Raw genomic sequence first — 24,517 nt, 5'->3', positions numbered from 1 at the left:
CAAGGCAACAAAAGCGGGCCGTCACTGTAGCGACGGCCCCGGGTAATGGCAATCAGACTTCCGATAAGCCGTCAGTCCTGTTGAGGCGCCAGGGCGGCACGCAGGGCATCGATGGCGGCATCGCGAGCGACGGCGTCAGCGAACTGCGGGCCTTCGGCGACAGACTCACCTTCCAGCCACAGGCTGAAGCCCAGGCCCTCGGCGCGCACGTCGAGCTCGTCACCCTGCTGCAGTTGCCTGGTCACCGCACCGGCAGCCTTGCCGTCGGCGAAACTGCGCGACAGCAGCAGTTGCTCGCCATCGGCACCCAGCAGGCGGAAACGGAAGCTGCCGTCGTCGTCGCGGAAGCTGACGAAGCGCGCAGCCTTCGCCGCTTTCTTCTTCACTTCGGCCGGGCCCTGGGCGATGGAGCGGAAGGAGCGCAGGCCCACCGCTTCGCGCAGTTGCTCGAGGAACGGCGTGGCAACCTTGCGGGCTTTCTGCGCACCGGCCAGAAGAATGTCTTCCAGGTCCGCCGGGCGGGCAATCAATTGCTGGTAGCGCTCGCGGGACTCGCTCAGCTGGCCGTCGAGCAACTGGAACAGCTTCTGCTTCGCCTCGCCCCAGCCCAGGCCCTGCAGCAGCTCGTCGCGGAACGCCACCGACTGCTCGGACGTGGAGAACGCCTGGTACAGGGTGAACAGGTGCGAGTTGTCCGGATCCTTGGCCTCGCCCGGCGCGCGGGAGTCGGTGACGATGCGCGAGATCGCGTCCTTCATTTCCTTCGCGCTGCTGAACAGCGGGATGGTGTTGTCGTAGCTCTTGGACATCTTGCGCCCGTCCAGGCCCGGCAAGGTGGCCACGCTCTCCTCGATCACCACTTCCGGCAGGACGAAGAAATCCTTGCCGTTGCCAAACAGATGGTTGAAGCGCTGGCCGATGTCCCGCGCCATCTCCACGTGCTGGATCTGGTCGCGGCCGACCGGGACCTTGTGCGCGTTGAACATCAGGATGTCCGCGGCCATCAGGATCGGATAGCTGTACAGCCCCATGGTCACGCCGGCATCCGGGTCTTCGCCGTTTTCCAGGTTCTTGTCCACCGAGGCCTTGTAGGCGTGGGCGCGGTTGAGCAGGCCCTTGGCGCTGACGCAGGTGAGCAGCCAGGTCAGCTCGGGGATCTCGGGGATGTCGGACTGGCGATAGAAGGTCACCTTCTCCCAGTCCAGACCGCCGGCCAGCCAGGTCGCGGCGATTTCCAGGCGCGAACGCTGGATGCGCTGCGGATCATCGCACTTGATCAGCGCGTGGTAGTCGGCGAGGAAATAGAACGAGTCGGCACCCGGCTGGCGGCTGGCGAGAATCGCCGGGCGGATGGCACCGGCGTAGTTGCCCAGGTGCGGGGTGCCGGTGGTGGTGATACCGGTGAGGATGCGCGTAGTCATGGGTAGTCGCTTATCAGGCTTGGCTCAGTTCGAAAGACGCGGCAGTACCAGATCCTTGAGGTCGGTCAGCTTGCCATGAAAAAAGTGTCCGCATTCTGCCACTTTCAACAGCTCATGGGGGCGCGGCAGTGCGGCGGACCAGTCATAGACGGTCTGCGGCTCGATCACTTCGTCGGCGTCCGGCTGGATGATGGTCAGCGGCGCGTTGCGCGGAGCGGCCTCGGTGGCGTTCAGACGCCGGACCGCCGGCGCGACCATGAACAGATGCTTCAGCGTCACGCCCTGGTTTTCCAGGCGACCACCGAGCGCCGCAGCGACGAAACCACCGAACGAGAAACCGAGCAGGGTCAGGGGCAGTTCGGGATGCTTGTCGCGCAGCCAGGCCGCGGCGGCCTCGGCATCGTCCACCTCGCCGGTCTCCATGTCGTGGCTGCCGGCGCTGGCGCCGACACCGCGGTAGTTGAAACGCAAGGTGATCAGGCCGGCATCCCGCGCGGTGCGCTGCAACGTCGACACCACCTTGTTGAGCATGGTCCCGCCCTGCACCGGGTTGGGGTGGCAGATCAGCACCACGCCGTGGGCGTCGGGCACTTCCTGATAGAGGGCTTCCAGTTGACCGACCGGGCCGTCGATGAATGCAGGGATTTCGCGGGTAAGCAAGGAATTAAACTCCGTGACCCCGGCAAGGGTCGACTCGTCTAGCTGAATGATTCTGTTCTGAGATATTTGCGATGCTTCGCGGTATACAGCGCAGGTCCGAGCCGTTAACGTAAAGCAAAGCCGTTTATAGAGGAAGGACTCGTGGAACTCTCGCTCTTAGTTTGGTTGTTGCCGACCCTGGCCCTGGCAGTGGGTGTCGTCGTTGGTTTCCTGGTTGCCCGCCTCCTGCCCAACGCCGCGCCGAGCAGCACCCAGCGGCAACTGGACGATATCCAGGAACGCTTCGACAGCTACCAGAATGAAGTGGTGACCCACTTCAACAGCACCGCGGCTCTGGTCAAGAAGCTCACGCAAAGCTACCAGGAAGTGCAGGATCACCTGGCCGATGGCGCCAACCGCCTGGCCCTGGACGACCTGACCCGTCAGCGCCTGCTGGCCGCCCTGCACTCCGACGCGGCGCAAGGCCCGCGCGATCGCCTGACCCCGCCACGGGACACCGAAGTGCCACGCGACTACGCGCCGAAAGCGCCGAATACGCCAGGCATGCTCGACGAGAGCTACGGCCTGAAACGCTGATTGGCAATAACGAAAAGGGGCGCCTCCAGGCGCCCCTTTTCGTTTCCGGCGTTTATAGATCAGGCACAGGCCTTGAGCGCCTGACGGACATCGGCGATCAGGTCGTCGATATCCTCGAGCCCCACCGAGAGCCGTACCAAGCCTTCGGAGATCCCGTAGCGCGCCCGCTCCTGCGGCGTGTAGCTGGAATGGGTCATGCTCGCCGGATGCTGGGCCAGGGATTCGGCATCGCCCAGGCTCACCGCCCGCGAGAACAATTGCAGCGCGTTCATGAAGCGCCGCCCCGCGGCAATCCCGCCCTTCAACTCGAACGCCAGCATGCCACCCGGCAAGCTCATCTGCTTCTTCGCCAGGGCGTGCTGCGGGAACGACGGCAACCCCGGGTAATGCAGCACCTCGACCTCCGCCTGTTTCTTCAGGAACTCCGCCAGCGCCTGGGCATTGGCGCAGTGTCGTTCCATGCGCAGGTTGAGGGTCTTCAGCCCGCGCATCAGCAATGCGGCGTCGTGCGGGGACAGCACGGCGCCGGTCATGTCCTTCAAGCCTTCCAGACGAATCCGTCCCACCAGGTTCCGGGCGCCGATCACCAGCCCGGCGGTGATATCGCCATGCCCGCTGAGATACTTGGTCGCCGAGTGCACCACCAGATCCGCGCCCAGTTCCAGCGGCCGCTGCAGGTACGGCGTGCAATAGGTGTTGTCCACCACCAGCGTCGCGCCATGCCGACGCGCGATCTTCGCCACCCCGGCGATATCCGCCAGGTGCATGTTGGGGTTGGCGGGCGACTCGAAGTAGATCAGCCGCGTCGCAGGCGAAATCGCCGCCTCCACCGCCTTCAGGTCGGCCATGTCGACATGCTTGAGCTTGACCCCGAATTCGCCGATGCCGTGATGCAGGAAGGCGAAGGTGCAGCCGTACAGCGTGCTGCCCAGCAGTACTTCATCACCGGGGCGCAGCAGCGTCCACAGCGTGGCGGTGATGGCACCCATCCCCGAGGCCAGGGCCAGGGCCGCCTCGCCGCCCTCCAGCGAAGCCATGCGGCTTTCCAGCAAGGCCAGCGTGGGGTTGGAAATTCGGCTGTAGAAATGTCCGGCCTCTTCGCCGGCAAAGCAGGCCGCACCGTATTCGACGGTAGGAAAGGCAAACGTGGCCGTCTGGTAGACCGGCGGCACCAGTGCCCCTCCGTGAGCCTGCGGATCGTAGCCATGGTGAATGGCCCGAGTGGCGAATCCCTGGGTCTTGCTGGAGCCGCTCATGGCGATGCCCTCTTGTTGGATTGCCATAAGCTTATGCCAGCGTTGAGCTAATATTTTTCCAAATGTGACCACCACTCCGGGGCTTTCCGAGCATGAAATTCCACGATCCGCTGAAGATAGGGCAAATCTTGCCCAATGCCCTCGACCGCACCGACCGTGCCCTGCTCGGCGCCCTGCAGGACAACGCGCGGCTGACCATCTCCGAACTGGCCGACAGCGTCGCCCTGACCACCTCGCCCTGCTGGCGCCGGGTCAAGTTGCTCGAGGAAAGCGGCTACATCACCGGCTACCAGGCGATCCTCTCGCCCAAGGCGCTGGGCTTCGGCGTGACGGCCTTCGTCAGCATCATGATGGACTCCCACACCAAGGAAATGGCGCGCGCCTTCGAGCAACGCCTGATGGAGATTCCGGAGATCGTCGCCTGCCACAATATTTCAGGACGTTACGACTTCCTCCTCGAAGTCCTGGCCCGCGACCTGGAATCCTTCGGCGAATTCGCCCGGGAAACCCTGCAATCACTGCCGGGGGTGAAGGAGATCTATTCGAGTTTTTCCTACAAGGCGGTGAAGGAGAAACGGGTGATTCCGGTGTCGGAACAGCACATCTGAGAAATCTCCTGATGCTGCTTCGGAATCCCCCTGCAAGTCGGCTGCCCATGCCGGGCAGATTAACGCCATGAATTGAATAAGCATCGCCATTCCATTTTCGAGGGAGCGAAAGGAATGGCAAATGACAATGAAACTGTCTATCTGGCAGAGACGGTAATCCACGGCGATCCGGATCTCAGGATCGTGTTATCACCTGGCAAAGGCGACGGTACACCGGGTTGGGGCGGCTGGGGGCTCACGGAAGGTCCGAAACTGACAGCAGGTCGCCCCGGGCGCCTTCCGGCGGGAATGAAATCGGAATTCGTCAATGCAATGACCGATCGCCACCTCGTCTCGAGGGACGATATCGACAGGTTTTACGCAGGACAGAGCTCAACCCTCGATGCCGTTATCGAAGCGCAGATCAATTCCGTAAAGAACAATGCGGCAAGCACCGCCGCGGCGGGCCTGCCGCAGTCGAAAGCGCGCTATACAGGCGTACTTGAATTCATCAGGCAAAAGACGAATGAGCATGAGCGGCAGGTAACCCAGGCAAATGCCTTCTGGGGTAGCAGCCCTTTGTACAAGCCTTCGTTCTATATGGTGCGAAGTGCCCATGAGGCCTGGAAGGCGGGTCGCTTCCAGAACATCTTCGCAGAGTTCGAGCAAGCGTATCGCGCGGCGCATGAGTCGATAGTGATCGACCGAACACTGACTGCGGCAACAGCCCAACTGGATGCCTTGTCGAACAGCATTGAACAACACGAAAACTTTCTGGCACTGACACCAGAAGCAAAGAACCTGGCACTGGCTCACAAGATTCAGCGCATACGAGCCGAACAATTGATTCAGTTTCAATTGTTGCCTTCCACGCTTAAAGGCGAAATCGAGCACTGGGCGGGGGATGTTCGAGGATTATCCTCCGTTGAAGCCCTGCAGCGTTATCGAAAAGTCATGCACGACCTGATGGTCAACAAGACATCCTCGGCTCCGCCCTACGCCATCACAAATCCCCATGTAAAACCACCGCTTACTCGCACTCAGCTGGACGCACTGCAATACATTGTCGAAGAGCAGCAGACGGGAACAATCAGTGCTCGCTGGCATGATTACCATCTTTCGGTATTGCTGAGTGAATATGCGCGCCACCTAGCGAATGCCCATTCCACTTTTCTGGCGTTGGAAAACCGCGCCACGTTATTCAATCACCAGTTGAATCTGCTGAATGCCGAAGCAGCCGCTCACCGATTGGCAGAACAGCAACTGCAAGAGCAGCGCCTTCGCGCAGCGGCTCAAGCACGCGCGGCAGTTACCTATGCCGCCGGAATCAATGCGAGCTCATTGCCGTTCATATCCCCTCTCGGTGGTGGATCTTTCTCCATCAACCCGTCGACCTATGTCGCGCTACAGACAGCGGTGCGCCTCGCAATTCCCGCATTGCGCCTGGCGGTCCTGGTCAGCGGCCCGGTGCTGCTTGCCACGATCGCAGTGGGTGTCATCGCCCTGCTCTGGCCGAAAGAGCAAGAGGAGCCTCAGACAGCCATTTCGATTCCTCTCGCTGACCTGTCACCACCGGACAACCTTGACCTGGCCAGCACAGCGATCTCGGGCGCCAGCGTAAACCTGCCCTTCACACCATTTGCCCTGAGCGAAAATTCTCGAACCAGCTTGATCATTGCTGCCACGCCGGCCAACCATGCGCTTGGCCGGGTACCAGTGGTCGCGGCGCAATATGACGCCCAATACGGGGTTTACAGTGTCGCGCTGGAAAACCCCCAGAGGGTTCTCACCTGGCCCCCTGTGTCAGCGCCAGGCGGAGGGTCCTCTACAACGGTCCTGCCTGAACATCGCCCCGAGGGCTCCGTTTACGAAGGGGCCAGCCTGAGCCCCGTTCAGGCGCTGGTGGAAAGCTATCCGGCTCTGGACCTGATCGGCCAGGACCGCATCATCGTCACCTTCCCGGCGGATTCCGGGATGGCGCCGATATTGGTGATGTTCAGGGATCGGCGGCTGCTTCCGGGAGTCGCCACCGGGAAAGGAATTTCCATTACTGGGGCCTGGCTAGGCGACGCGACAAGAGGTGGCGGGGCTCTGGTGCCGACACAAGTTGCCTCGCAACTGGCAGGAAAAGAGTTCAAGAACTTCGGGGCGTTCCGAGAGGCCTTCTGGAAAGCTGTCGCTACCGATCCAACGCTCGTACCTCAATTCGACAAGCGCAATATCAGTTTGATGAGGAGAGGAAAAGCGCCCAAGGTTCGCAAGGAAGACAGGTATCTATCACTCAATACCTTCACGCTGCATCATCAACCGATTTCTGAAGGTGGTGGAGTATACGACCTCGACAATATCCGCATCGTCACCCCCCTTGCTCACAATCACATTCATTATGGGGAAAAACCATGACGCAAAAAAAATCAATTGCCGATTACACCGAGGCAGAATTTCTAGATTTCTTGCGATTGATCGATGAGAAAAATGAAAGTGCAGAGGAAGAGGAACTGGACGCTCTTCTCGACCAATTCGAAGCACTGACTGAGCACCCGTCAGGGACCGATCTGCTTTATTGGCCAGAAACCGAAGCACAAGGCGAGATAGAGCAGGTACTCATAATCATCAAGGAATGGCGCGCCGCAAACGGCAAGCCCGGCTTCAAACCCGAGTAACTAACCCGCTCGCCAGTCAAGAAAAAACCCGCGATGGCCTTCACCATCGCGGGTTCTTTCGTGTCAGCCCGGACGCTTAGATAGCGCCACGCTCACGCAGCACATCCAGGACCAGCTTCACACCCTCTTCCACGCTGGTGGACTGGGTGTCGATGACCAGGTCGGCATCCTGCGGCACATCGTACGGGAAGCTTTCTCCCGGGATGTTGTCGCCACCGGCGGCGTACAGGCCTTGCGGGTCGCGTTCGCGGCAGGCCAGCGGCGACGCCTGGACGTAGACGGTGACCAGACGCTCCTTGCCGATCAGCGCCTTGGCCTGTTCGCGGCCTTCGGCATCCGGGGCAACGAAGGCGGCCAGGGTGAGCATGCCGGCTTCGTTGAACTGGCGCGCCACATGGGCGGCACGGCGCCAGTTCTCGGTGCGACCGGCGCGGTCCTGCGGCAGGCCCTTGTTCAGGTCATGGCGCAGGTTCTGGCCGTCGAGGACGTAGACCGCACGGCCCATGTCGAACAGCTTGCGCTCGACGGCATAGGCCAGGGTGCTCTTGCCGGCGCCGGACAGGCCGCTGAACAGCACGGTGGCTGGCTGCTGGCCGAAGCGCAGGGCGCGTTCCTCGGTGGACACGTGGGCCTGCTTGCCATGCTGACCGGTGCTGCCGTGCGGCAGGACCGGCGGCGCGATGATCATGCCGGCACCAACGGTGCCGTTGGTCAGGCGGTCGATGACGATGAAGGCGCCGGTGGTGCGGTTGCTGTCGTAACCGTCCAGGGCGATCGAGGCGTCCAGGGCGACTTTCACCCGGCCGATCTCGTTCAGTTGCAGCGCGCTCGCGGCGCCCTGCTCCAGGGTGTTCACATCGACCTTGTGGGTGATGCTGGCGATCGAGCCCGGCACGTAGCTGGTGGCGCGCTTGATGTCGTATTTCTTGCCCGGCAGCATCGGCTCTTCGGCCATCCACACCAGCATGGCGTCGAACTGGTCGGTCACCGGCGGGACGTTGTCGGCGTGGACCAGCAGGTCGCCACGGGAGATGTCGATCTCGTCTTCCATGGTCAGGGTCACGGCCTGGCCGGGACCGGCGTTTTCCAACTCGCCCTCGTAGGTGACGATGGACTTGACCCGGCTGCTCTTGCCCGACGGCAGCACGACGATCTCGTCGCCCTTGTGCACCAGGCCGCTGGCGATGGTGCCGGCGAAGCCGCGGAAGTTCAGATTCGGACGGTTGACGTACTGCACCGGGAAACGCAGGTCGGTGAAGTTGCGGTCGGCGGCGACTTCGACGGTCTCGAGGATTTCCATCAGCGCGGGGCCGGTGTACCACGGCGAACGCTCGCTGCGGTTGACCACGTTGTCGCCCTTGAGCGCCGACATCGGCACGAAGTGCAGGCTGCTCGGCTTGAGGTCGATGCCCTCGGCGAACTTCAGGTAGTCGGCCTTGATCGACTCGAAGACCTGCTCGTCGAAGTTCTTCAGGTCCATCTTGTTGACGGCAACGACGATGTGCTTGATCCCCAGCAAGGATGCGATGTAGCTGTGCCGGCGGGTCTGGGTCTGCACGCCGTAGCGGGCGTCGACGAGGATGATCGCCAGGTCGCAGGTGGACGCGCCGGTGGCCATGTTGCGGGTGTACTGCTCGTGGCCCGGGGTGTCGGCGATGATGAACTTGCGCTTGGCGGTGGAGAAGTAGCGGTAGGCGACATCAATGGTGATGCCCTGCTCACGCTCGGCCTGCAGGCCGTCGACCAGCAGCGCCAGGTCGACTTCCTCGCCGGTGGTGCCGACTTTCTTCGAATCGCGGGTGATGGCCTCGAGGTGGTCCTCGTAGATCATCTTCGAGTCGTGCAGCAGGCGCCCGATCAGGGTGCTCTTGCCATCGTCGACGTTGCCGCAGGTCAGGAAACGCAGGAGTTCCTTGCGCTCGTGCTGGGCCAGGTAGGCGAGGATGTCCTCGCTGATCAGATCAGATTGGTGCGACATGGAGTAACCCTGAAATTAGAAGTAGCCTTGGCGTTTCTTGTCTTCCATGGAACCGGCGCCATCGTGGTCGATGACACGGCCCTGGCGTTCGGACGTCCGGGTCAGGAGCATTTCCTGAATGATGTCCGTCAGGGTCTCGGCCTCCGACTCGACGGCTCCCGTCAACGGGTAGCAGCCGAGGGTACGGAAACGCACCTTCTTCTTGACGATGCGGGCCTTTTCCTCGTCGCTGAGGTGCTCGAGGATGCGCTCGTCGTCGATCATGATCAGGGTGCCATTCTTCTCGATGACTTCGCGCTCGGCGGCGAAGTACAGCGGCACGATCGGGATGCCTTCGAGGTAGATGTACTGCCAGATGTCCAGCTCGGTCCAGTTCGACAGCGGGAAGACGCGGATCGACTCGCCCTTGTTGACCTTGCCGTTGTAGATGTTCCACAGCTCCGGACGCTGGTTCTTCGGATCCCAGCGGTGCTTGCTGTCACGGAACGAGTAGACCCGCTCCTTGGCCCGCGACTTCTCTTCGTCGCGGCGCGCGCCACCGAAGGCGGCATCGAAGCCGTGCTTGTCCAGCGCCTGCTTGAGGCCCTGGGTCTTCATGATGTCGGTGTGCTTGGAGCTGCCATGGGTGAACGGGTTGATGCCCTGCGCCACCCCTTCCGGGTTGACGTGGGTAATCAGCTCCAGCCCCATTTCCTCGACCATCTTGTCGCGGAAGCGGTACATCTCCTGGAATTTCCACTGGGTGTCGACATGCATCACGGGAAACGGCAGCTTGCCAGGGAAGAAGGCCTTGCGTGCCAGATGCAGCATCACGGCCGAATCCTTGCCAATCGAGTACAGCATCACCGGGTTATCGAACTCGGCGGCCACCTCACGAATGATGTGGATGCTTTCCGCCTCCAACTGTTTCAAATGCGTCAGTTTGTCGACCATGGCTACTCACGGGAAAAACGATCTTTTATGGACGGCCAGGCGGGCCGTGTTCGAGCGGGCCACTCTATCACAGCGCCCGCTTCTATTTAGAAGGCCGCCTAGAACGAAACAATCTATGGATATGCCCAGGCGTTTGGGCTGTCACACCGGGTTCGGACAGTCGATGAACAGGTGCTCGAGGGCAAACCGGCGAGCCAGGTAGTCGCCCAGCGCCTGCACGCCGTAGCGCTCGGTGGCGTGGTGCCCGGCGGCGATGAAGCTGACGCCGTTTTCCCGCGCGCTATGGAAGGTCTGCTCGGAGGCTTCGCCGCTGATGAACAGGTCGACACCGGCGGCGATCGCCTGGTCGATGTAGCCCTGGCCACCGCCGGTGCACCAGCCGACCCGACGAATGACCGCCTCGCCCTCCACCAGCAAGGGCTCGCGGCCCATCACTTCATTGACCCGACGGGCGAAATCGCGCGCCGACAGCGGTTCGGCCAGCGAGCCGACCAGGCCTACCACCCTTGGATTGTCGGGGTCCAACGGGCCCTCGACGGTGATATCCAGTTGCCGCGCCAGTTGCACGTTGTTGCCGACTTCCGGATGCACGTCCAGCGGCAGGTGGTAGGCCAGCAGGCTGATGTCGTGCTTGAGCAGGGTTTTCAGGCGGCGCTGCTTCATGCCGGTGATGCACGGGTTCTCGCCTTTCCAGAAATAGCCGTGGTGGACCAGCACCAGGTCGGCATCGGCCTCGACCGCGGCGTCCAGCAGCGCCTGGCTGGCCGTCACGCCGCTGACGATGCGGGTCACCTGCGGACGGCCCTCGACCTGCAGGCCGTTGGGGCAGTAGTCCTGGATTTTCGCGCTACCGAGATAACGGTCGGCTTCCTCGACCAGGGTAGTCAGGGCAACAGCCATGGAAAAGACTCCTCAATTCAGCAGTTCAGCGCGGCACAAGGCCCCGTATAATGGCCATCATTATGGGCCGTCGACTGTTTTGGGGAAACCGACGGCAACTACCTGGGGGCATTCGACCGACGCCGTCGCACGTCGAATGATTTAGCGGTTCCTGCACAGGTCTTGCCGAAGTATGATCGCGCGCGGTCACCCTTCCCCACCGCATTACCGGCTCGGGCCAACTCCCCAGGATCCATTCAATGTTCAAGGCTTTGCGTTATTTCGGCTGGCCGCTGTTCACCGGCGTGCTGATCGCGTTGCTGGTCATCCAGCGTTTTCCTCAATGGGTCGGCCTGCCCAGCCAGGATGTGAACCTGCAACAGGCGCCACAGACCACCAGCATGGTCCAGGGCCCGGTGTCCTATGCCGACGCGGTGAGCCACGCGGCGCCGGCGGTAGCCAACCTGTACACCACCAAGGTGGTCAACAAGTCCGCTCACCCCCTGTTCGAAGACCCGCAGTTCCGCCGCTTCTTCGGCGACAACCTGCCCAAGCAGCGCCGCTGGGAGTCGAGCCTGGGTTCGGCGGTGATCATGAGCCCGGAAGGCTATCTGCTGACCAACAACCACGTGACCGCCGGTGCCGACCAGATCGTAGTGGCGCTCAAAGACGGCCGTGAAACCCTGGCCCGGGTCATCGGCAGCGACCCGGAAACCGACCTGGCGGTGCTGAAGATCGACCTGAAGAACCTGCCGGCGATCACCATCGGCCGTTCCGACAACATCCGCATCGGCGACGTCGCCCTGGCCATCGGCAACCCGTTCGGCGTCGGCCAGACCGTGACCATGGGCATCATCAGCGCCACCGGGCGCAACCAACTGGGCCTGAACAACTACGAAGACTTCATCCAGACCGACGCGGCGATCAACCCGGGCAACTCCGGCGGCGCACTGGTGGACGCCAACGGCAACCTGACCGGGATCAATACGGCGATCTTCTCCAAGTCCGGCGGCTCGCAGGGTATCGGCTTCGCCATTCCGACCAAGCTGGCGCTGGAGGTGATGAAGTCGATCATCGAGCATGGCCAGGTGATCCGTGGCTGGCTGGGTATCGAAGTGCAGCCGTTGAGCGAGGAACTGGCCGAGTCGTTCGGCATGCAGGGGCGTCCAGGCATCGTCGTCGCCGGGATTTTCCGCGACGGCCCGGCGCAACGGGCGGGTCTGCAACTGGGTGACGTGATTCTCAGCATCAATGGCGAGCCGGCCGGCGATGGTCGGCGGTCGATGAACCAGGTCGCACGGATCAAGCCGAGCGAGAAGGTCGCCATCGAGGTGCTGCGCAATGGCAAGCAGCTGAAGCTGGTGGCCGAGGTGGGACTGCGTCCGCCACCGGCGCCGGCGGTGAAGGAAGAAGAGAACTGATTTCACATATTGGGGCCGCTTTGCGGCCCTTTCGCAGTGGTTCGTCACACGACAAGCCAGCTCCTACAGAAAGATTGCTTGCGCCTCTCCTGTAGGAGCTGGCTTGCCTGCGAAGGACCGCAAAGCGGTCCCCAACGGCTTAATGCAGGATCTGACTCAGGAACAGCTTGGTCCGCTCGTTCTGCGGCCGGTCGAAGAAGTCATCCGGCGCCGCCTGTTCGACGATTTCCCCTTTGTCCATGAAGATCACCCGGTTCGCCACGGTCCGGGCGAAGCCCATTTCGTGGGTCACGCAGAGCATGGTCATGCCGTCTTCGGCCAGGCTGACCATGGTGTCCAGCACTTCCTTGACCATTTCCGGATCAAGTGCCGAGGTCGGCTCGTCGAACAGCATGATCTTCGGCTTCATGCACAACGCCCGGGCAATTGCCACGCGCTGCTGCTGACCACCGGACAACTGCCCCGGGAACTTGTGCGCCTGCTCCGGAATGCGCACGCGCTCCAGGTAGTGCATGGCGATTTCCTCGGCCTTGCGCTTGGGCATCTTGCGTACCCACATCGGCGCCAGGGTGCAGTTCTGCAGGATGGTCAGGTGCGGGAACAGGTTGAAATGCTGGAACACCATGCCGACTTCACGACGGATCGCCTCGATCTGCTTGAGATCGTTGGTCAGCTCCACACCATCGACGACGATGCGGCCCTGCTGGTGCTCTTCCAGCCGGTTGAGACAGCGGATGGTGGTGGACTTGCCCGAACCGGACGGTCCGCACAGGACGATACGCTCGCCCTGGCGCACATTGAGGTTGATGTCCTTGAGCACGTGGAACTGGCCGTACCACTTGTTCACGCCCTGCATCTGGATAATGCCTTCAGGGCCGACAGGCTGCTTGATCGCTTCACTCATTCGAAACACTCCTAACGCTTGTGGCCTGTGTCCAGCTTGCGCTCCAGATGCATGGAGTAGCGGGACATACCGAAACAGAAAATCCAGAACACCAGGGCTGCGAACACGTAGCCCTCGGTCGCCATGCCCAGCCAGGTGGGGTCGGCGGCCGCCTGCTTGACGCTGTTGAGCAGGTCGAACAGGCCGATGATGATCACCAGGCTGGTGTCCTTGAACAGGGCAATGAAGGTGTTGACGATGCCGGGAATCACCAGCTTCAGGGCTTGCGGCAGGATCACCAGGCCCATCGAGCGCCAGTAGCCCAGGCCCATGGCCGCGGCGGCTTCGTACTGGCCCTTGGGAATGGCCTGCAGACCGCCGCGCACCACCTCGGCGATGTACGCCGACTGGAACAGGATCACCCCGATCATGGCCCGCAGCAGCTTGTCGAAGCTCATGCCTTCAGGCAGGAACAGCGGCAGCATCACCGAGGACATGAACAGCACGGTGATCAGCGGCACGCCGCGCCAGAACTCGATGAAGGTCACGCAGACCACCTTCACCGCCGGCATGCGCGAACGTCGGCCCAGGGCCAGCAGGATGCCAAGAGGCAAGGCGCCGACGATACCGACGGTGGCGATCACCAGGGTCAGCATCAAGCCGCCCCACTGGCTGGTCGGCACCGTGGCCAGGCCCAGATGCCCACCGTGCAGCAGGGTGTAGGCGATGATCGGGTAGGCGACGAGGAAGCACAGGCCGTAGATCGCCTTGCGCGGGAAGCGCGAGATGAACAGCGGCGCCGCGCCGATCACCGCCAGCCAGACCGTCAGGTCGACGCGCCAGCGCAGCTCGGTGGGGTAATAGCCGTACATGAACTGGCCGAAGCGCTGCTGGATGAACACCCAGCAGGCACCTTCCTTGGTGCAGTCGGCGCGGGTGGTGCCGACCCAGTTGGCGTCGAAGATCGACCATTGCAGCAGCGGCGGCACGATCAGCCAGACCAGATAGATGGCGAACAGCGTCAGCAGGGTATTCAGCCAGCTGGAGAACAGGTTGGCCCGCAGCCAGGCGACGACGCCGACGGTCTTCACCGGTGGCGGCATGTCGGGTTTGAAAACATGGGTAGTCATGCGCGTCTCCTTACCGCTCGATCAGCGCGATGCGCTTGTTGTACCAGTTCATCAGCAGGGAAATGCTGATGCTGATGGCCAGGTACACGCTCATGGTGATGGCGATCACCTCGATGGCCTGCCCGGTCTGGTTGAGCACGGTGCCGGCAAACAGCGAGACCATTTCCGGATAGCCGATACCGGCCGCCAGCGAGGAGTTCTTCGCCAGGTTCAGGTACTGGCTGGTCAGCGGCGGAATGATCACCCGCAGCGCCTGGGGAATGATCACCTTGCGCAGCGTCGGGCCTTCGCGCAGGCCGAGGGAACGGGCCGCCTCGGTCTGGCCGTGGCTCACCGAGCGGATCCCGGAACGGACGATCTCGGCGATGAACGCCGCGGTATAGATGGTCAGGGCCAGGGTCAGCGCCAGCAGTTCGGGAATCAGCACCCAGCCGCCGGCGAAGTTGAATCCTTTCAATTGCGGCAGTTCCCAGCTCAGCGGATTGCCGAACAGCAATACGCTCATGCCCGGGATCACCAGCAGCAGGCCGACCGCGGCCCAGAACTTGTGGAACGGCTCGCCGCTCGCCTCGAAACGGCGGTTGGCCCAGCGCACCATGGCGACCACCGCGACGATGGCCAGCAGCACGGCGATCACGAACGGCCAGAAGCCCTCGGCGATCGAGGCGCCGGGCATGTTCAGGCCGCGGTTGCTGATGAAGAAGGTGTCGTTGAGGTTGATGCTGCCCCGCGGTCCCGGCAGGGTCAGGAACACCGCGAAGTACCAGAACAGGATCTGCAGCAGCGGCGGGATGTTGCGGAAGGTCTCGACGTAGACCGTGGCCAGCTTGTTGATCATCCAGTTCGGCGACAGCCGCGCCACGCCGATGATGAAGCCGAGCAGGGTCGCCAGGATGATCCCGATGAAGGTCACCAGCAGCGTGTTGAGCAGGCCGATGACGAAGACCCGGGCATAGGAATCGGACTCGACATAGGGAATCAGATGCTGGGCGATGCCGAAGCCGGCGCTGCGTTCGAGGAAGTCGAAGCCCGAGGTGATACCCCGGTGTTGCAGGTTGGTCTGGGTGTTGTGGAACAGATACCAGCCCAGACCGACCACGAAGACGATCGTGAGGATCTGGAACAGCCACGCGCGAACACGTGGATCGCTAAGGGACAAGCCCCTGGGTGGATTGTGCATGAAAGGCCCCGAAAAGAAGGAACGATACGGCCCGCGGTGACGACGGCGTCACCGCGGGCCGCCCCAATCAGCGCACCGGAGGCGCGTACTGGATACCGCCGTTGTTCCACAGGGCGTTCAGACCGCGGTCGATCTGCAGCGGGGTGCCCTTGCCGAGGTTCTTCTCGAACACTTCGCCGTAGTTGCCCACCTGCTTGACGATCTGCACCACCCAGTCCTTCGGCAGCTTCAGGTCCTTGCCGTATTCGCCGTCGGCGCCGAGCATACGGGCCACGTCGGGGTTCTTGGTGGCTTTGGCTTCAGCTTCGACGTTCTTCGAGGTGATGCCCATTTCTTCGGCATTGAGCATGGCGAACAGGGTCCAGCGCACGATGGAGAACCACTCCTCGTCACCCTTGCGCACTACCGGGCCCAGCGGCTCCTTGGAGATGGTTTCCGGCAGCACGACGTAGTCGGTCGGCGCCGCCAGCTTGGAGCGTTGTGCGTAGAGCTGCGACTTGTCCGAGGTCAGCACGTCGCAACGACCGGACTCCAGCGACTTGGCGCTCTCGTCGGAGGTGTCGAAGGTGATCGGGGTGTATTTCAGACCGTTGGCGCGGAAGTAGTCCGACACGTTCAGTTCGGTGGTGGTACCGGCCTGGATGCAGATGGTTGCACCATCCAGCTCCTTGGCGCTGGAAACGCCGAGCTTCTTGTTCACCAGGAAGCCGATGCCGTCGTAGTAGGTAACACCGGCGAACACCAGGCCCATGCCGGCGTCGCGCGAGCTGGTCCAGGTGGTGTTGCGCGACAGCACGTCGACTTCGCCGGACTGCAGCGCGGTGAAGCGCTCCTTGGCGTTGAGCTGGCTGAACTTGACCTTGGTCGCGTCACCGAATACCGCGGCCGCGACGGCGCGGCAGACGTCGGCGTCGATACCGACGATGGTGCCCTTGGCGTCCGGTACCGAGAAGCCCGGCAGACCGTCACTGACGCCGCACTGGACGAAGCCCTTCTTCTGCACCGCATCCAGGGTCGCACCCGCCTGGGCCATGGCGCTCACGCCCAGTGCCGCGGCAGCCGTCATGACTGCCAGGGTGGTCTTCAACATCTTCATTAAAACCTCCAGTTCGCTCTTATTGTGTTGAGCCGGCTTGCACCGCACCCTTATGAGGCGCATCCGACCCTTTTCGGCTTGTTATTGGGTCAATTGGCGCAATTCGCTGTTCTGTGACAGCCTTGGGTTTCCCATGAGGGGTGTTACCGCGCATTGCTACTTCCCTCACGTACCCGGTGGAATTGCAAAGCGCGTACCAGATCGTTTCGCTAAAGCGTTTCAGTCAGTTGCAACGGGCAAAGTTATAGCAATGCGACATCTTTTTTAGCTGTGATCCCCGCGTGCCTTCTTTTCATGCACCCCATTGAGATCGCGTGCACTTTTTCGGAGCAGTCATGAGCAAACCCTTGATTCTCGAGCCACAAAAGAACGCCGACGCCTGTGTCATCTGGTTGCACGGCCTGGGTGCCGACCGCTACGACTTCATGCCGGTGGCCGAAGCCCTGCAGGAACAATTGCTGACCACCCGTTTCGTTATGCCCCAGGCCCCAACCCGCGCGGTGACGATCAACGGTGGCTATGCAATGCCCAGCTGGTACGACATCAAGGCCATGACCCCGGCGCGGGCCATCGACGAGGCGCAGCTGGAAGAATCCGCCGCCCAGGTCATCGCCCTGATCGAGGAACAGCGCGCGCTGGGTATCGACCCCAACCGCATCATCCTCGCCGGCTTCTCCCAGGGCGGCGCGGTGGTGCTGCACACGGCCTATATGAAGTGGCAGGGTGCCCTCGGCGGCGTGCTGGCCCTGTCCACCTACGCCCCGACCTTCAAGGACGACACCCAGCTCACCGCCAGCCAGCAGCGCATTCCGGCGCTGTGCCTGCACGGCCAGTACGACCCGGTGGTGCTACCGGCCATGGGCCGCACCGCCTACGAACACCTCAAGCACTGGGGCGTCAGTGTCGGCTGGCTGGAATACCCGATGGAGCACGCGGTACTGCCGGAAGAAATCAGCGACATCGGCGCCTGGTTGCTGCAGCGCTTGCGCTGAAAGTCGCATTCCCTGTAGTTGTCGGTTCATTCCCCTACGCCGAGCCCGGATCTTGCATTACACTGCCCGGCGTACATTCCTTAACCAATTGACGAGAAGACCGTGCTCAAAGCACTCAAGAAAATGTTCGGCAAAGGCGAGGTCGAGCAACTCGCTGCCGAAAGCGCTGCCCCCGTGATGCAGCCGCCCGCTCCAGCACCCGCTCCCGCCCCAGCGCCCAGCGCCCCGGCCAGGAACACCGAAGCGGCCCAGCCCGTTCCTGTCGAGTCGGCGCCCGCTGAGCCTGCACCCGCCGCCAAGCCGCGCCGCGAGCGCAAGCCGAAACCCCAGGCCTCGACCTGGAAACTGGAAGACTTCGCGGTCGAACCGCAGGAAGGCAAGACCCGCTTCCACGATTTCAAGCTCTCCAACGAGCTGATGCATGCCATCCACGACCTCGGTTTCCCGTACTGCACACCGATCCAGGCCCAGGTGCTCGGTTTCACCCTGCGCGGCCAGGACGCCATCGGCCGGGCCCAGACCGGCACCGGCAAGACCGCGGCGTTCCTGATCTCGATCATCACCCAGCTGCAGCAGACCCCTCCGCCGAAAGAGCGCTACATGGGCGAGCCGCGGGCACTGATCATCGCGCCGACCCGCGAGCTGGTGGTGCAGATCGCCAAGGATGCCGCGGCGCTGACCAAGTACACCGGCCTCAACGTGATGACCTTCGTCGGCGGGATGGACTACGACAAGCAGCTCAAGGCCCTGGAAGCCCGCCATTGCGACATCCTCGTCGCCACGCCGGGCCGCCTGCTGGACTTCAACCAGCGCGGCGAAGTGCACCTGGACATGATCGAGGTGCTGGTCCTGGACGAAGCCGACCGCATGCTCGACATGGGCTTCATCCCACAGGTCCGTCAGATCATTCGCCAGACCCCGCCGAAGAGCGAGCGTCAGACCCTGCTGTTCTCCGCCACCTTCACCGAAGACGTGATGAACCTGGCCAAGCAGTGGACCACCAACCCGGCCATCGTCGAGATCGAGCCGGAGAACGTCGCCAGCGAGACCGTGGAACAGCACGTCTACGCCGTGGCCGGCAGCGACAAGTACAAGTTGCTGTACAACCTGGTGACCGAGAACAAGTGGGAGCGGGTCATCGTCTTCGCCAACCGCAAGGACGAGGTACGGCGCATCGAGGAGCGCCTGGTGCGCGACGGCGTGAATGCCGCGCAACTGTCCGGCGATGTACCGCAGCACAAGCGCATCCGCACCTTGGAAAACTTCCGTGAAGGCCGTATCACCGTGCTGGTGGCGACCGACGTGGCAGGTCGCGGCATCCATATCGACGGCATCAGCCACGTGATCAACTTCACCCTGCCGGAAGATCCCGACGACTACGTGCACCGCATCGGCCGGACGGGCCGCGCCGGGACCAGCGGCGTGTCGATCAGCTTCGCCGGCGAGGACGATTCCTACCAGTTGCCGGCCATCGAGGCCTTGCTGGGACGCAAGATCAGTTGCGAAATGCCGCCGACGGAGTTGCTCAAGCCGGTGCCGAAGAAGCACGGGTAAGGGGTAAGTGCCTGAGCAGAGAACGCAGCCTGAGTGCTGCGTTTTTTTATGGGTGGCGTTTTCCAGGACCGCAAGATTTTTCAGACGACGGGGGATAGCAAAAACTTAAACTAAAAGTCCATAATGGAAAAATTAGTTTAAACCCAACCCCGGAGCACCCCGATGGCCGCCCCCCTCGTTCTCGATCAGCAGCAAGCCCGTCAACTGCTCGCCCAGGTGGATGTTCCCCGGGTGATGCGCGACCTGTTCCGCGACCTCGCCGCCGGCCAGGCGGTACAGCCCGCGCAGCAACTGGTGGAATTCCCGGCCGGCCAGGGCGACTTCATCAACTACGGCGGCGTGCTCGCCGAGGACCGCGTCTACGGGGTCAAGACCTCGCCCTATATCGTTCGCGAACAGGGCCCGCTGGTGACCGCCTGGACCCTGCTGATGTCGATGGACAGCGGCCAGCCGCTGCTGCTCTGCGATGCCGGTGAACTGACCATCGCCCGCACCGCCGCGGCCACCGCCGTAGCCGTGGACGCCCTGGCCCCCGACAGCGCCCGGCGCCTGACCATCATCGGTGGCGGTCCGGTCGCCCGCGCGCACCTGCACTACGCGCGTGAGCTGCGCCCATGGCAGGACATTCGTCTCTACGCCCCGAGCCTGAAGGACCTCAGCGCCAGCGAACGCGATGCCCTGGCCTCCAGCGATCCACGCCTGAGCCTGCACGACGATGCCGACGCCGCGCTGGTCGACGCCGATGTCATCCTGCTGTGCACCTCCTCGGCCCGTCCGGTCATCGATCCGGCCCGCTTGAGCAAGCCGGCGCTGATCACCTCGATCAGCACCAACGCCGTACGCGCCCACGAAGTGCCACCGGCCAGCCTGGCGGCCATGGATGTCTACTGCGACTACCGCCAGACCACCCCCGGCAGCGCCGGAGAAATGCGCCTCGCCGCCGAACAGCACGGCTGGGACCCGGAAGCCATCCGCGGCGACCTGCCGGAACTGGTCAGCGGCCAGGCAGCGCGTCCGGACTACCAGCGCCATGCGTTCTTCCGCTCCATCGGCCTGGGCCTGGAAGACATCGCCCTGGCCAACGCCCTGTATCACCTGCAGCGCGGCCACTGAGCCGTGGAGAGCGCCATGCACCAGGCTGACTACCTCATCATCGGTGCCGGCATCGCCGGCGCCTCCACCGGCTACTGGCTGGCCAACCACGGCAAGGTGCTGCTGCTGGAACGGGAAACCCTGCCGGGCTACCACTCCACCGGCCGCTCCGCGGCGCTGTACACCGCCGCCTACGGCACGCCCCAGGTACGCGCCCTGACCCTGGCCAGCCGCGCCTTTTTCGACCAGCCGCCGGCCGGCTTCGCCGAGCATCCGCTGCTGATGCCTCGCGGCGAAATGACCGTGGACTTCGACGGCAACGCCGAGGAACTCCAGCGCCAGTTCGACAGCGCCCGTGCCTGCGTACCGGACATGCAACTGCTCAGCGCCGACGAAGCCTGTGCGCGCCTGCCGGTGCTGCGCCGGGAAAAAGTCCACGGCGCGCTGTACGACCCCAGCGCCAGCGACATCGACACCGACGCCCTGCACCAGGGTTATCTGCGCGGCATTCGCCGTCAGCAGGGCGAGATCCACGGCGACTGCGAAGTGCTCGCCCTGCAGCGGGATGGCGAAGGCCAGTGGCTGGTGCAGACCACCCGCGGCCCGTTCCGCGCGCCGGTGCTGATCAACGCCGCCGGCGCCTGGGCCGACCAGATCGGCCAGTTGGCCGGCGCCAAGGCGCTGGGCCTGCAGCCCAAGCGCCGCGCGGCATTCATCTTCGAAGCGCCGGCGGACATCGACAGCCATGGCTGGCCGATGCTGGTCAGCCTCGACGAGTCGTTCTACATGAAGCCGGATGCCGGCATGCTCCTCGGCTCGCCGTGCAATGCCGACCCGGTCGAACCCCACGACGTGCAACCGGAAGAGCTGGATATCGCCACCGGCATCTACCTGATCGAGGAAGCCACCACCCTGAGCATCCGCCGGCCGTTCCGGACCTGGGCCGGGCTGCGCAGCTTCGTCGCCGACGGCGATCTGGTGGCCGGTTTCGATCCGCGTGTCGACGGTCTGTTCTGGGTCGCGGCGCAAGGCGGCTACGGTATCCAGACCTCGCCGGCGATGGGCCAGGCCAGTGCTGCGCTGGTGCGCGGCGAGCCGTTGCCGGAAAGCCTCGCCGCCTTCGGCCTGAGCGCCGCGCAACTGTCGCCCGCACGCCTGGATGGATGACGCCCCCGCGCGTTTGCGGCACACTCCCAGCGCCCTTGCTCCAAGGGCGCTGACCCCCTTCGCGGAGCCCGCCCGAATGTCCACCACCGATCCTTTCCTGCAGAACTACCGGGCGATCGCCGACGCCATCGCCACGCTGTTCTTCCCCCACGCCGAAGTGGTGCTGCACGACCTGCGCACGCAGAAGATCGACTACATCGCCAACAACCTGTCCAAGCGCGAGATCGGCGACGACGCAGCGCTGGAGGACATGTTCGAGGAAGGTAGCGACGAGACCAATATCGGCCCCTACGAAAAGCTCAACTGGGACGGGCAGAAGATCCGTTCGCTGAGCACGGTGCTGCGCGACCCGCAAGGCCAGCCGCTGGCGGTGCTGTGCATCAACCTGAACATTTCCCTGTTCGAGAACGCCAAGGCGGCGCTGGACCTGTTCCTCTCGCCGAGCAAGCTGATTCCGCAGCCGGACGCGCTGTTCCGCGACGACTGGCAGGAGCGCATCAACACCTTCCTCAACAGCTGGCTGCGCCAGCGCCAGCTCAGCCTCAACCTGCTCAACCGCGACCACAAGCGCGAGCTGGTCCTGGCCCTGCACGCCGAGGGCGCGTTCCGTGGCAAGAGTGCGGCCAACTACGTGGCCAATGTGCTGAACATGGGGCGGGCGACGGTGTACAAGCACCTGAAGGAACTGAAAGCCTGATGGCTTTTGGGGACGGCGCTGTCGCGCCGTCTGTGTAGGAGCTGGCTTGCCTGCGAAGGACCGCATAGCGGTCCCAGACCTCACCGCTGTCGGGGACCGCTATGCGGTCCTTCGCAGTGGTTCGTCACACGACAAGCCGGCTCCTACAAAAACCGCGGCAGATCAGTCGCCGTAGATATCGTTCTTGAAGTACTTGGCCTGGATCTTCTGGTACTCGCCATTGGCGCGGATCGCGTCGATGGCGGCGTTGAGCTTGTTGACCAGCTCGGTGTTGCCCTTGCGCACGGCGATGCCGGCACCTTCACCGACGAACTTCGGATCCTTCAGCTCCGGGCCGACGAAGGCGAAGCCCTCACCCTTCGGCGTGTCGAGGAAGCCCAGCTGCAGCGGGATGGTATCGGCGAACACGCCGTCCAGGCGTCCAGCGACCAGGTCCATGAAGATCTCTTCGTTGGTGCTGTAGCGCACGGCAGTCACACCTTTCGGCACCAGCACCGCCTCGACGTAACGGTCGGTGGTGGTGGCCCGCTGCACGCCGATGCGCTTGCCCTTCAGCGCTTCATACTGGTCGTCGACCTGACTGCCTTCCTTCATCGCCAGGCGCGCGGAGGTGAAGTAGTACTTGTGGGTGAAGTCCACGTTCTTCTTGCGATCCTCGGTAATGGTGATCGAGGACAGCGCGGCGTCGATCTTCTTCACCTTCAGCGACGGGATCAGACCGTCGTACTCCTGCTCGGTCCACTGGCATTCGACCTTCATTTCGGCGCACAGGGCATTGCCGATGTCGTAGTCGAAACCGGCGATCTTGCCTTCCGGGGTCTTGTAGGCGAACGGCGGATAGGCGGCCTCGATGCCGATGCGCAGGGGCTTGTCGGCCGCGAACAGCGGGCTGCTGGCGAACAGGCCAAAGGCCAGACCGGCGATCAGGTGGGAGGTCTTCATGTTGGGTCTCTCTCGCTCGTTGTTGTTGGGGTGGTGACAAAGCAGAGGAAAGGGGGGCATTGCCTGTATTTGTACTTGTAAGTCCATACTGGACTCTATTGTATGAAATTACAACAGACGGAGATGAGCGGAGACCGAACGGGCGTCATCGCTGCGGTTCGGCGCTCCGAACCGCAGCGATGACGCCCTTGAAGACCAACAGGGAAAAAGGATCTACCAGCGATCGGCAGCGTCCGAATCGCTCTGCTTCCCGTCCACCCAGCGCTCGCCTTCGCTGGTCTGTTCCTTCTTCCAGAACGGAGCGCGGGTCTTGAGGTAATCCATGATGAAGTTGCAGGCGTCGAATGCCGCCTGGCGGTGGGCGCTGGCGACGCCGACGAAGACGATCGGCTCGCCCGGGTCGAGGGCGCCGATGCGATGCAGCACCTCGACCTTGAGCAACGGCCAGCGCTGCTCGGCCTCGACGACGATCTTGCCCAGGGCCTTTTCGGTCATCCCCGGATAGTGTTCGAGGAACATCCCCGCCACCTCGAGGCCATCGTTGAAATCACGCACATAGCCGACAAATGCCACCACGGCGCCGACACCGACGTTGGCGGCATGCATGGCACTGGTTTCCGCCCCCGGATCGAAGGGCGCGTTCTGGACCCGAACGCTCATCTCAACCTCCGGTGACCGGCGGGAAGAAGGCCACTTCGTCGCCGTCCTCCAGGGCTTCGTCGGGCTTGCACAGGTCCTGGTTGCGCGCGCACATCAGGTTCTGCTCGGCCAGCACGGCATAGGCCTCGCCCTTGCCGAGCAAGGCCTGGCGCACATCCTCGATACGGCCGAAAGCACCGTCGAGGGTCTCGCCATCGCGGCCCAGCAGCTCGCGGTAGCGAGCGAAATAGACCACCTTGATCTTCATTGCGCCTCCGCCTGGTAGTGACCGCTCTTGCCGCCGAGCTTCTCCAGCAGACGCACGTTCTCGATGGTCATGCCGCGGTCCACCGCCTTGCACATGTCGTAGATGGTCAGCGCGGCGACGCTGGCGGCGGTCAGCGCCTCCATTTCCACCCCGGTCTGCCCGGCCAGCTTGCAGCGCGCGACGATATGCACGCAGTCGTCACCCTCGGCACTCAGCTCGACCTTGACGCTGGTCAGCATCAGCGGATGGCACAGCGGTATCAGGTCACTGGTCTTCTTCGCCGCCTGGATACCGGCGATGCGCGCCACGGCGAACACGTCACCCTTGGGATGGGCGCCGTCGACGATCATGCGCAGGGTCTGCGGCAGCATGCGCACCCGCGCTTCGGCCACGGCTTCGCGGTGGGTCACGGCCTTGTCGGTCACGTCGACCATGGCGGCGCGACCTTGGGAATCGAGATGAGTCAGCACAGCGGAAACTCCTGATCGGGGGCGCTGATTGTA

Annotated in this window: 24 protein-coding genes; 10 read left to right on the top strand and 14 right to left on the bottom strand. The window is 63.1% G+C overall.

The window, feature by feature from the left end:
• Positions 1–71: 71 nt before the first annotated feature.
• Together RTI28_RS08345 and RTI28_RS08340 are read right to left on the bottom strand one after the other, a co-directional pair.
• Positions 72–1,421 carry a tryptophan--tRNA ligase gene (locus RTI28_RS08345; RefSeq protein WP_316920018.1) on the bottom strand — a complete coding sequence of 450 codons (1,350 nt, stop codon included), beginning with the start codon at positions 1,419–1,421 and terminating at the stop codon, positions 72–74.
• A 24-nt stretch (positions 1,422–1,445) separates the two neighbouring features.
• Positions 1,446–2,081 (bottom strand): alpha/beta hydrolase, encoded by a 636-nt coding sequence (locus RTI28_RS08340; protein WP_316920017.1) that lies wholly within the window; start codon positions 2,079–2,081, stop codon positions 1,446–1,448.
• A 141-nt stretch (positions 2,082–2,222) separates the two neighbouring features.
• Here RTI28_RS08340 and RTI28_RS08335 point away from each other — a divergent pair, with 141 nt between their 5' ends.
• Positions 2,223–2,657 carry a YhcB family protein gene (locus RTI28_RS08335; protein ID WP_316920016.1) on the top strand — a complete coding sequence of 145 codons (435 nt, stop codon included), beginning with the start codon at positions 2,223–2,225 and terminating at the stop codon, positions 2,655–2,657.
• Positions 2,658–2,716: 59 nt separating this feature from the next.
• Here the strand turns inward: RTI28_RS08335 and RTI28_RS08330 are convergent, their stop codons facing one another.
• Positions 2,717–3,913, bottom strand: a complete 1,197-nt coding sequence (locus RTI28_RS08330; RefSeq protein ID WP_316920083.1) for a methionine gamma-lyase — start codon at positions 3,911–3,913, stop codon at positions 2,717–2,719.
• Between the two features lie 128 nt (positions 3,914–4,041).
• On the opposite strand from RTI28_RS08330, the gene RTI28_RS08325 reads away from it, so the two are divergent.
• The 3 genes from RTI28_RS08325 to RTI28_RS08315 all read left to right on the top strand — a co-directional run bounded on the left by RTI28_RS08325 (position 4,042) and on the right by RTI28_RS08315 (position 7,163).
• Entirely contained in the window at positions 4,042–4,521 is a 480-nt protein-coding gene (locus RTI28_RS08325) for an Lrp/AsnC family transcriptional regulator (RefSeq protein ID WP_316920082.1), read from the top strand.
• Positions 4,522–4,635: 114 nt separating this feature from the next.
• Positions 4,636–6,903, top strand: a complete 2,268-nt coding sequence (locus RTI28_RS08320; RefSeq protein WP_316920015.1) for an S-type pyocin domain-containing protein — start codon at positions 4,636–4,638, stop codon at positions 6,901–6,903.
• Entirely contained in the window at positions 6,900–7,163 is a 264-nt protein-coding gene (locus RTI28_RS08315) for a bacteriocin immunity protein (RefSeq protein WP_316920014.1), read from the top strand. Before RTI28_RS08320 ends, RTI28_RS08315 begins: the two co-directional genes overlap by 4 nt.
• Positions 7,164–7,239: 76 nt before the next feature.
• Here the strand turns inward: RTI28_RS08315 and cysN are convergent, their stop codons facing one another.
• From cysN to RTI28_RS08300, 3 genes are all read right to left on the bottom strand, one after another.
• Positions 7,240–9,141: a sulfate adenylyltransferase subunit CysN gene (cysN, locus tag RTI28_RS08310; RefSeq protein ID WP_316920013.1), complete on the bottom strand. Its 1,902-nt coding sequence runs from the start codon at positions 9,139–9,141 to the stop codon at positions 7,240–7,242.
• Positions 9,142–9,156: 15 nt separating this feature from the next.
• Positions 9,157–10,074 carry a sulfate adenylyltransferase subunit CysD gene (gene cysD / locus RTI28_RS08305; RefSeq protein WP_042122947.1) on the bottom strand — a complete coding sequence of 306 codons (918 nt, stop codon included), beginning with the start codon at positions 10,072–10,074 and terminating at the stop codon, positions 9,157–9,159.
• A gap of 141 nt (positions 10,075–10,215) precedes the next feature.
• Entirely contained in the window at positions 10,216–10,974 is a 759-nt protein-coding gene (locus tag RTI28_RS08300; RefSeq protein ID WP_316920012.1) for a Nif3-like dinuclear metal center hexameric protein, read from the bottom strand.
• Positions 10,975–11,213: 239 nt separating this feature from the next.
• On the opposite strand from RTI28_RS08300, the gene algW reads away from it, so the two are divergent.
• The gene (gene algW / locus RTI28_RS08295) at positions 11,214–12,374 is read left to right on the top strand and encodes a Do family serine endopeptidase AlgW (RefSeq protein WP_316920011.1); all 1,161 of its coding nucleotides are present in this window, start codon (positions 11,214–11,216) and stop codon (positions 12,372–12,374) included.
• 139 nt (positions 12,375–12,513) lie between these two features.
• Here the strand turns inward: algW and RTI28_RS08290 are convergent, their stop codons facing one another.
• The 4 genes from RTI28_RS08290 to RTI28_RS08275 form a co-directional block, all read right to left on the bottom strand.
• On the bottom strand, positions 12,514–13,278 hold the full coding sequence (locus RTI28_RS08290) for an amino acid ABC transporter ATP-binding protein (protein WP_316920010.1): 765 nt from the start codon (positions 13,276–13,278) through the stop codon (positions 12,514–12,516).
• An 11-nt stretch (positions 13,279–13,289) separates the two neighbouring features.
• Entirely contained in the window at positions 13,290–14,387 is a 1,098-nt protein-coding gene (locus RTI28_RS08285) for an amino acid ABC transporter permease (protein ID WP_316920009.1), read from the bottom strand.
• A gap of 10 nt (positions 14,388–14,397) precedes the next feature.
• On the bottom strand, positions 14,398–15,567 hold the full coding sequence (locus RTI28_RS08280; RefSeq protein WP_316920008.1) for an amino acid ABC transporter permease: 1,170 nt from the start codon (positions 15,565–15,567) through the stop codon (positions 14,398–14,400).
• A 67-nt stretch (positions 15,568–15,634) separates the two neighbouring features.
• Positions 15,635–16,663: an amino acid ABC transporter substrate-binding protein gene (locus RTI28_RS08275; RefSeq protein WP_042122937.1), complete on the bottom strand. Its 1,029-nt coding sequence runs from the start codon at positions 16,661–16,663 to the stop codon at positions 15,635–15,637.
• Positions 16,664–16,998: 335 nt separating this feature from the next.
• On the opposite strand from RTI28_RS08275, the gene RTI28_RS08270 reads away from it, so the two are divergent.
• The 5 genes from RTI28_RS08270 to RTI28_RS08250 all read left to right on the top strand — a co-directional run bounded on the left by RTI28_RS08270 (position 16,999) and on the right by RTI28_RS08250 (position 22,165).
• Positions 16,999–17,655, top strand: a complete 657-nt coding sequence (locus RTI28_RS08270) for an alpha/beta hydrolase (RefSeq protein WP_316920007.1) — start codon at positions 16,999–17,001, stop codon at positions 17,653–17,655.
• Positions 17,656–17,757: 102 nt separating this feature from the next.
• Positions 17,758–19,209: an ATP-dependent RNA helicase RhlB gene (gene rhlB, locus RTI28_RS08265; protein WP_316920006.1), complete on the top strand. Its 1,452-nt coding sequence runs from the start codon at positions 17,758–17,760 to the stop codon at positions 19,207–19,209.
• A 162-nt stretch (positions 19,210–19,371) separates the two neighbouring features.
• Positions 19,372–20,322 (top strand): ornithine cyclodeaminase family protein, encoded by a 951-nt coding sequence (locus RTI28_RS08260; protein WP_316920005.1) that lies wholly within the window; start codon positions 19,372–19,374, stop codon positions 20,320–20,322.
• 15 nt (positions 20,323–20,337) lie between these two features.
• Complete coding sequence (locus tag RTI28_RS08255) at positions 20,338–21,468, top strand: FAD-binding oxidoreductase (protein ID WP_316920004.1); 1,131 nt, start codon at positions 20,338–20,340, stop codon at positions 21,466–21,468.
• Between the two features lie 76 nt (positions 21,469–21,544).
• Positions 21,545–22,165: a transcriptional regulator gene (locus tag RTI28_RS08250; protein WP_316920003.1), complete on the top strand. Its 621-nt coding sequence runs from the start codon at positions 21,545–21,547 to the stop codon at positions 22,163–22,165.
• A gap of 162 nt (positions 22,166–22,327) precedes the next feature.
• On the opposite strand, the gene RTI28_RS08245 is transcribed toward RTI28_RS08250, so the two are convergent.
• The 4 genes from RTI28_RS08245 to moaC all read right to left on the bottom strand — a co-directional run bounded on the left by RTI28_RS08245 (position 22,328) and on the right by moaC (position 24,484).
• Entirely contained in the window at positions 22,328–23,107 is a 780-nt protein-coding gene (locus RTI28_RS08245; RefSeq protein ID WP_316920002.1) for an ABC transporter substrate-binding protein, read from the bottom strand.
• A 213-nt stretch (positions 23,108–23,320) separates the two neighbouring features.
• The gene (gene moaE, locus RTI28_RS08240) at positions 23,321–23,767 is read right to left on the bottom strand and encodes a molybdopterin synthase catalytic subunit MoaE (RefSeq protein ID WP_316920001.1); all 447 of its coding nucleotides are present in this window, start codon (positions 23,765–23,767) and stop codon (positions 23,321–23,323) included.
• Position 23,768: 1 nt separating this feature from the next.
• Positions 23,769–24,014 carry a MoaD/ThiS family protein gene (locus RTI28_RS08235; RefSeq protein WP_316920000.1) on the bottom strand — a complete coding sequence of 82 codons (246 nt, stop codon included), beginning with the start codon at positions 24,012–24,014 and terminating at the stop codon, positions 23,769–23,771.
• On the bottom strand, positions 24,011–24,484 hold the full coding sequence (moaC, locus tag RTI28_RS08230; RefSeq protein ID WP_042122928.1) for a cyclic pyranopterin monophosphate synthase MoaC: 474 nt from the start codon (positions 24,482–24,484) through the stop codon (positions 24,011–24,013). Before moaC ends, RTI28_RS08235 begins: the two co-directional genes overlap by 4 nt.
• Positions 24,485–24,517 lie beyond the last annotated feature (33 nt).

This window comes from Pseudomonas sp. zfem002 (assembly GCF_032621685.1).
Taxonomy (GTDB): Bacteria; Pseudomonadota; Gammaproteobacteria; order Pseudomonadales; family Pseudomonadaceae; genus Aquipseudomonas; species Aquipseudomonas japonica.
The sequence above is the reverse complement of the archived record's forward strand: the minus strand, read 5'-3'. Positions and strand labels throughout refer to the sequence as shown.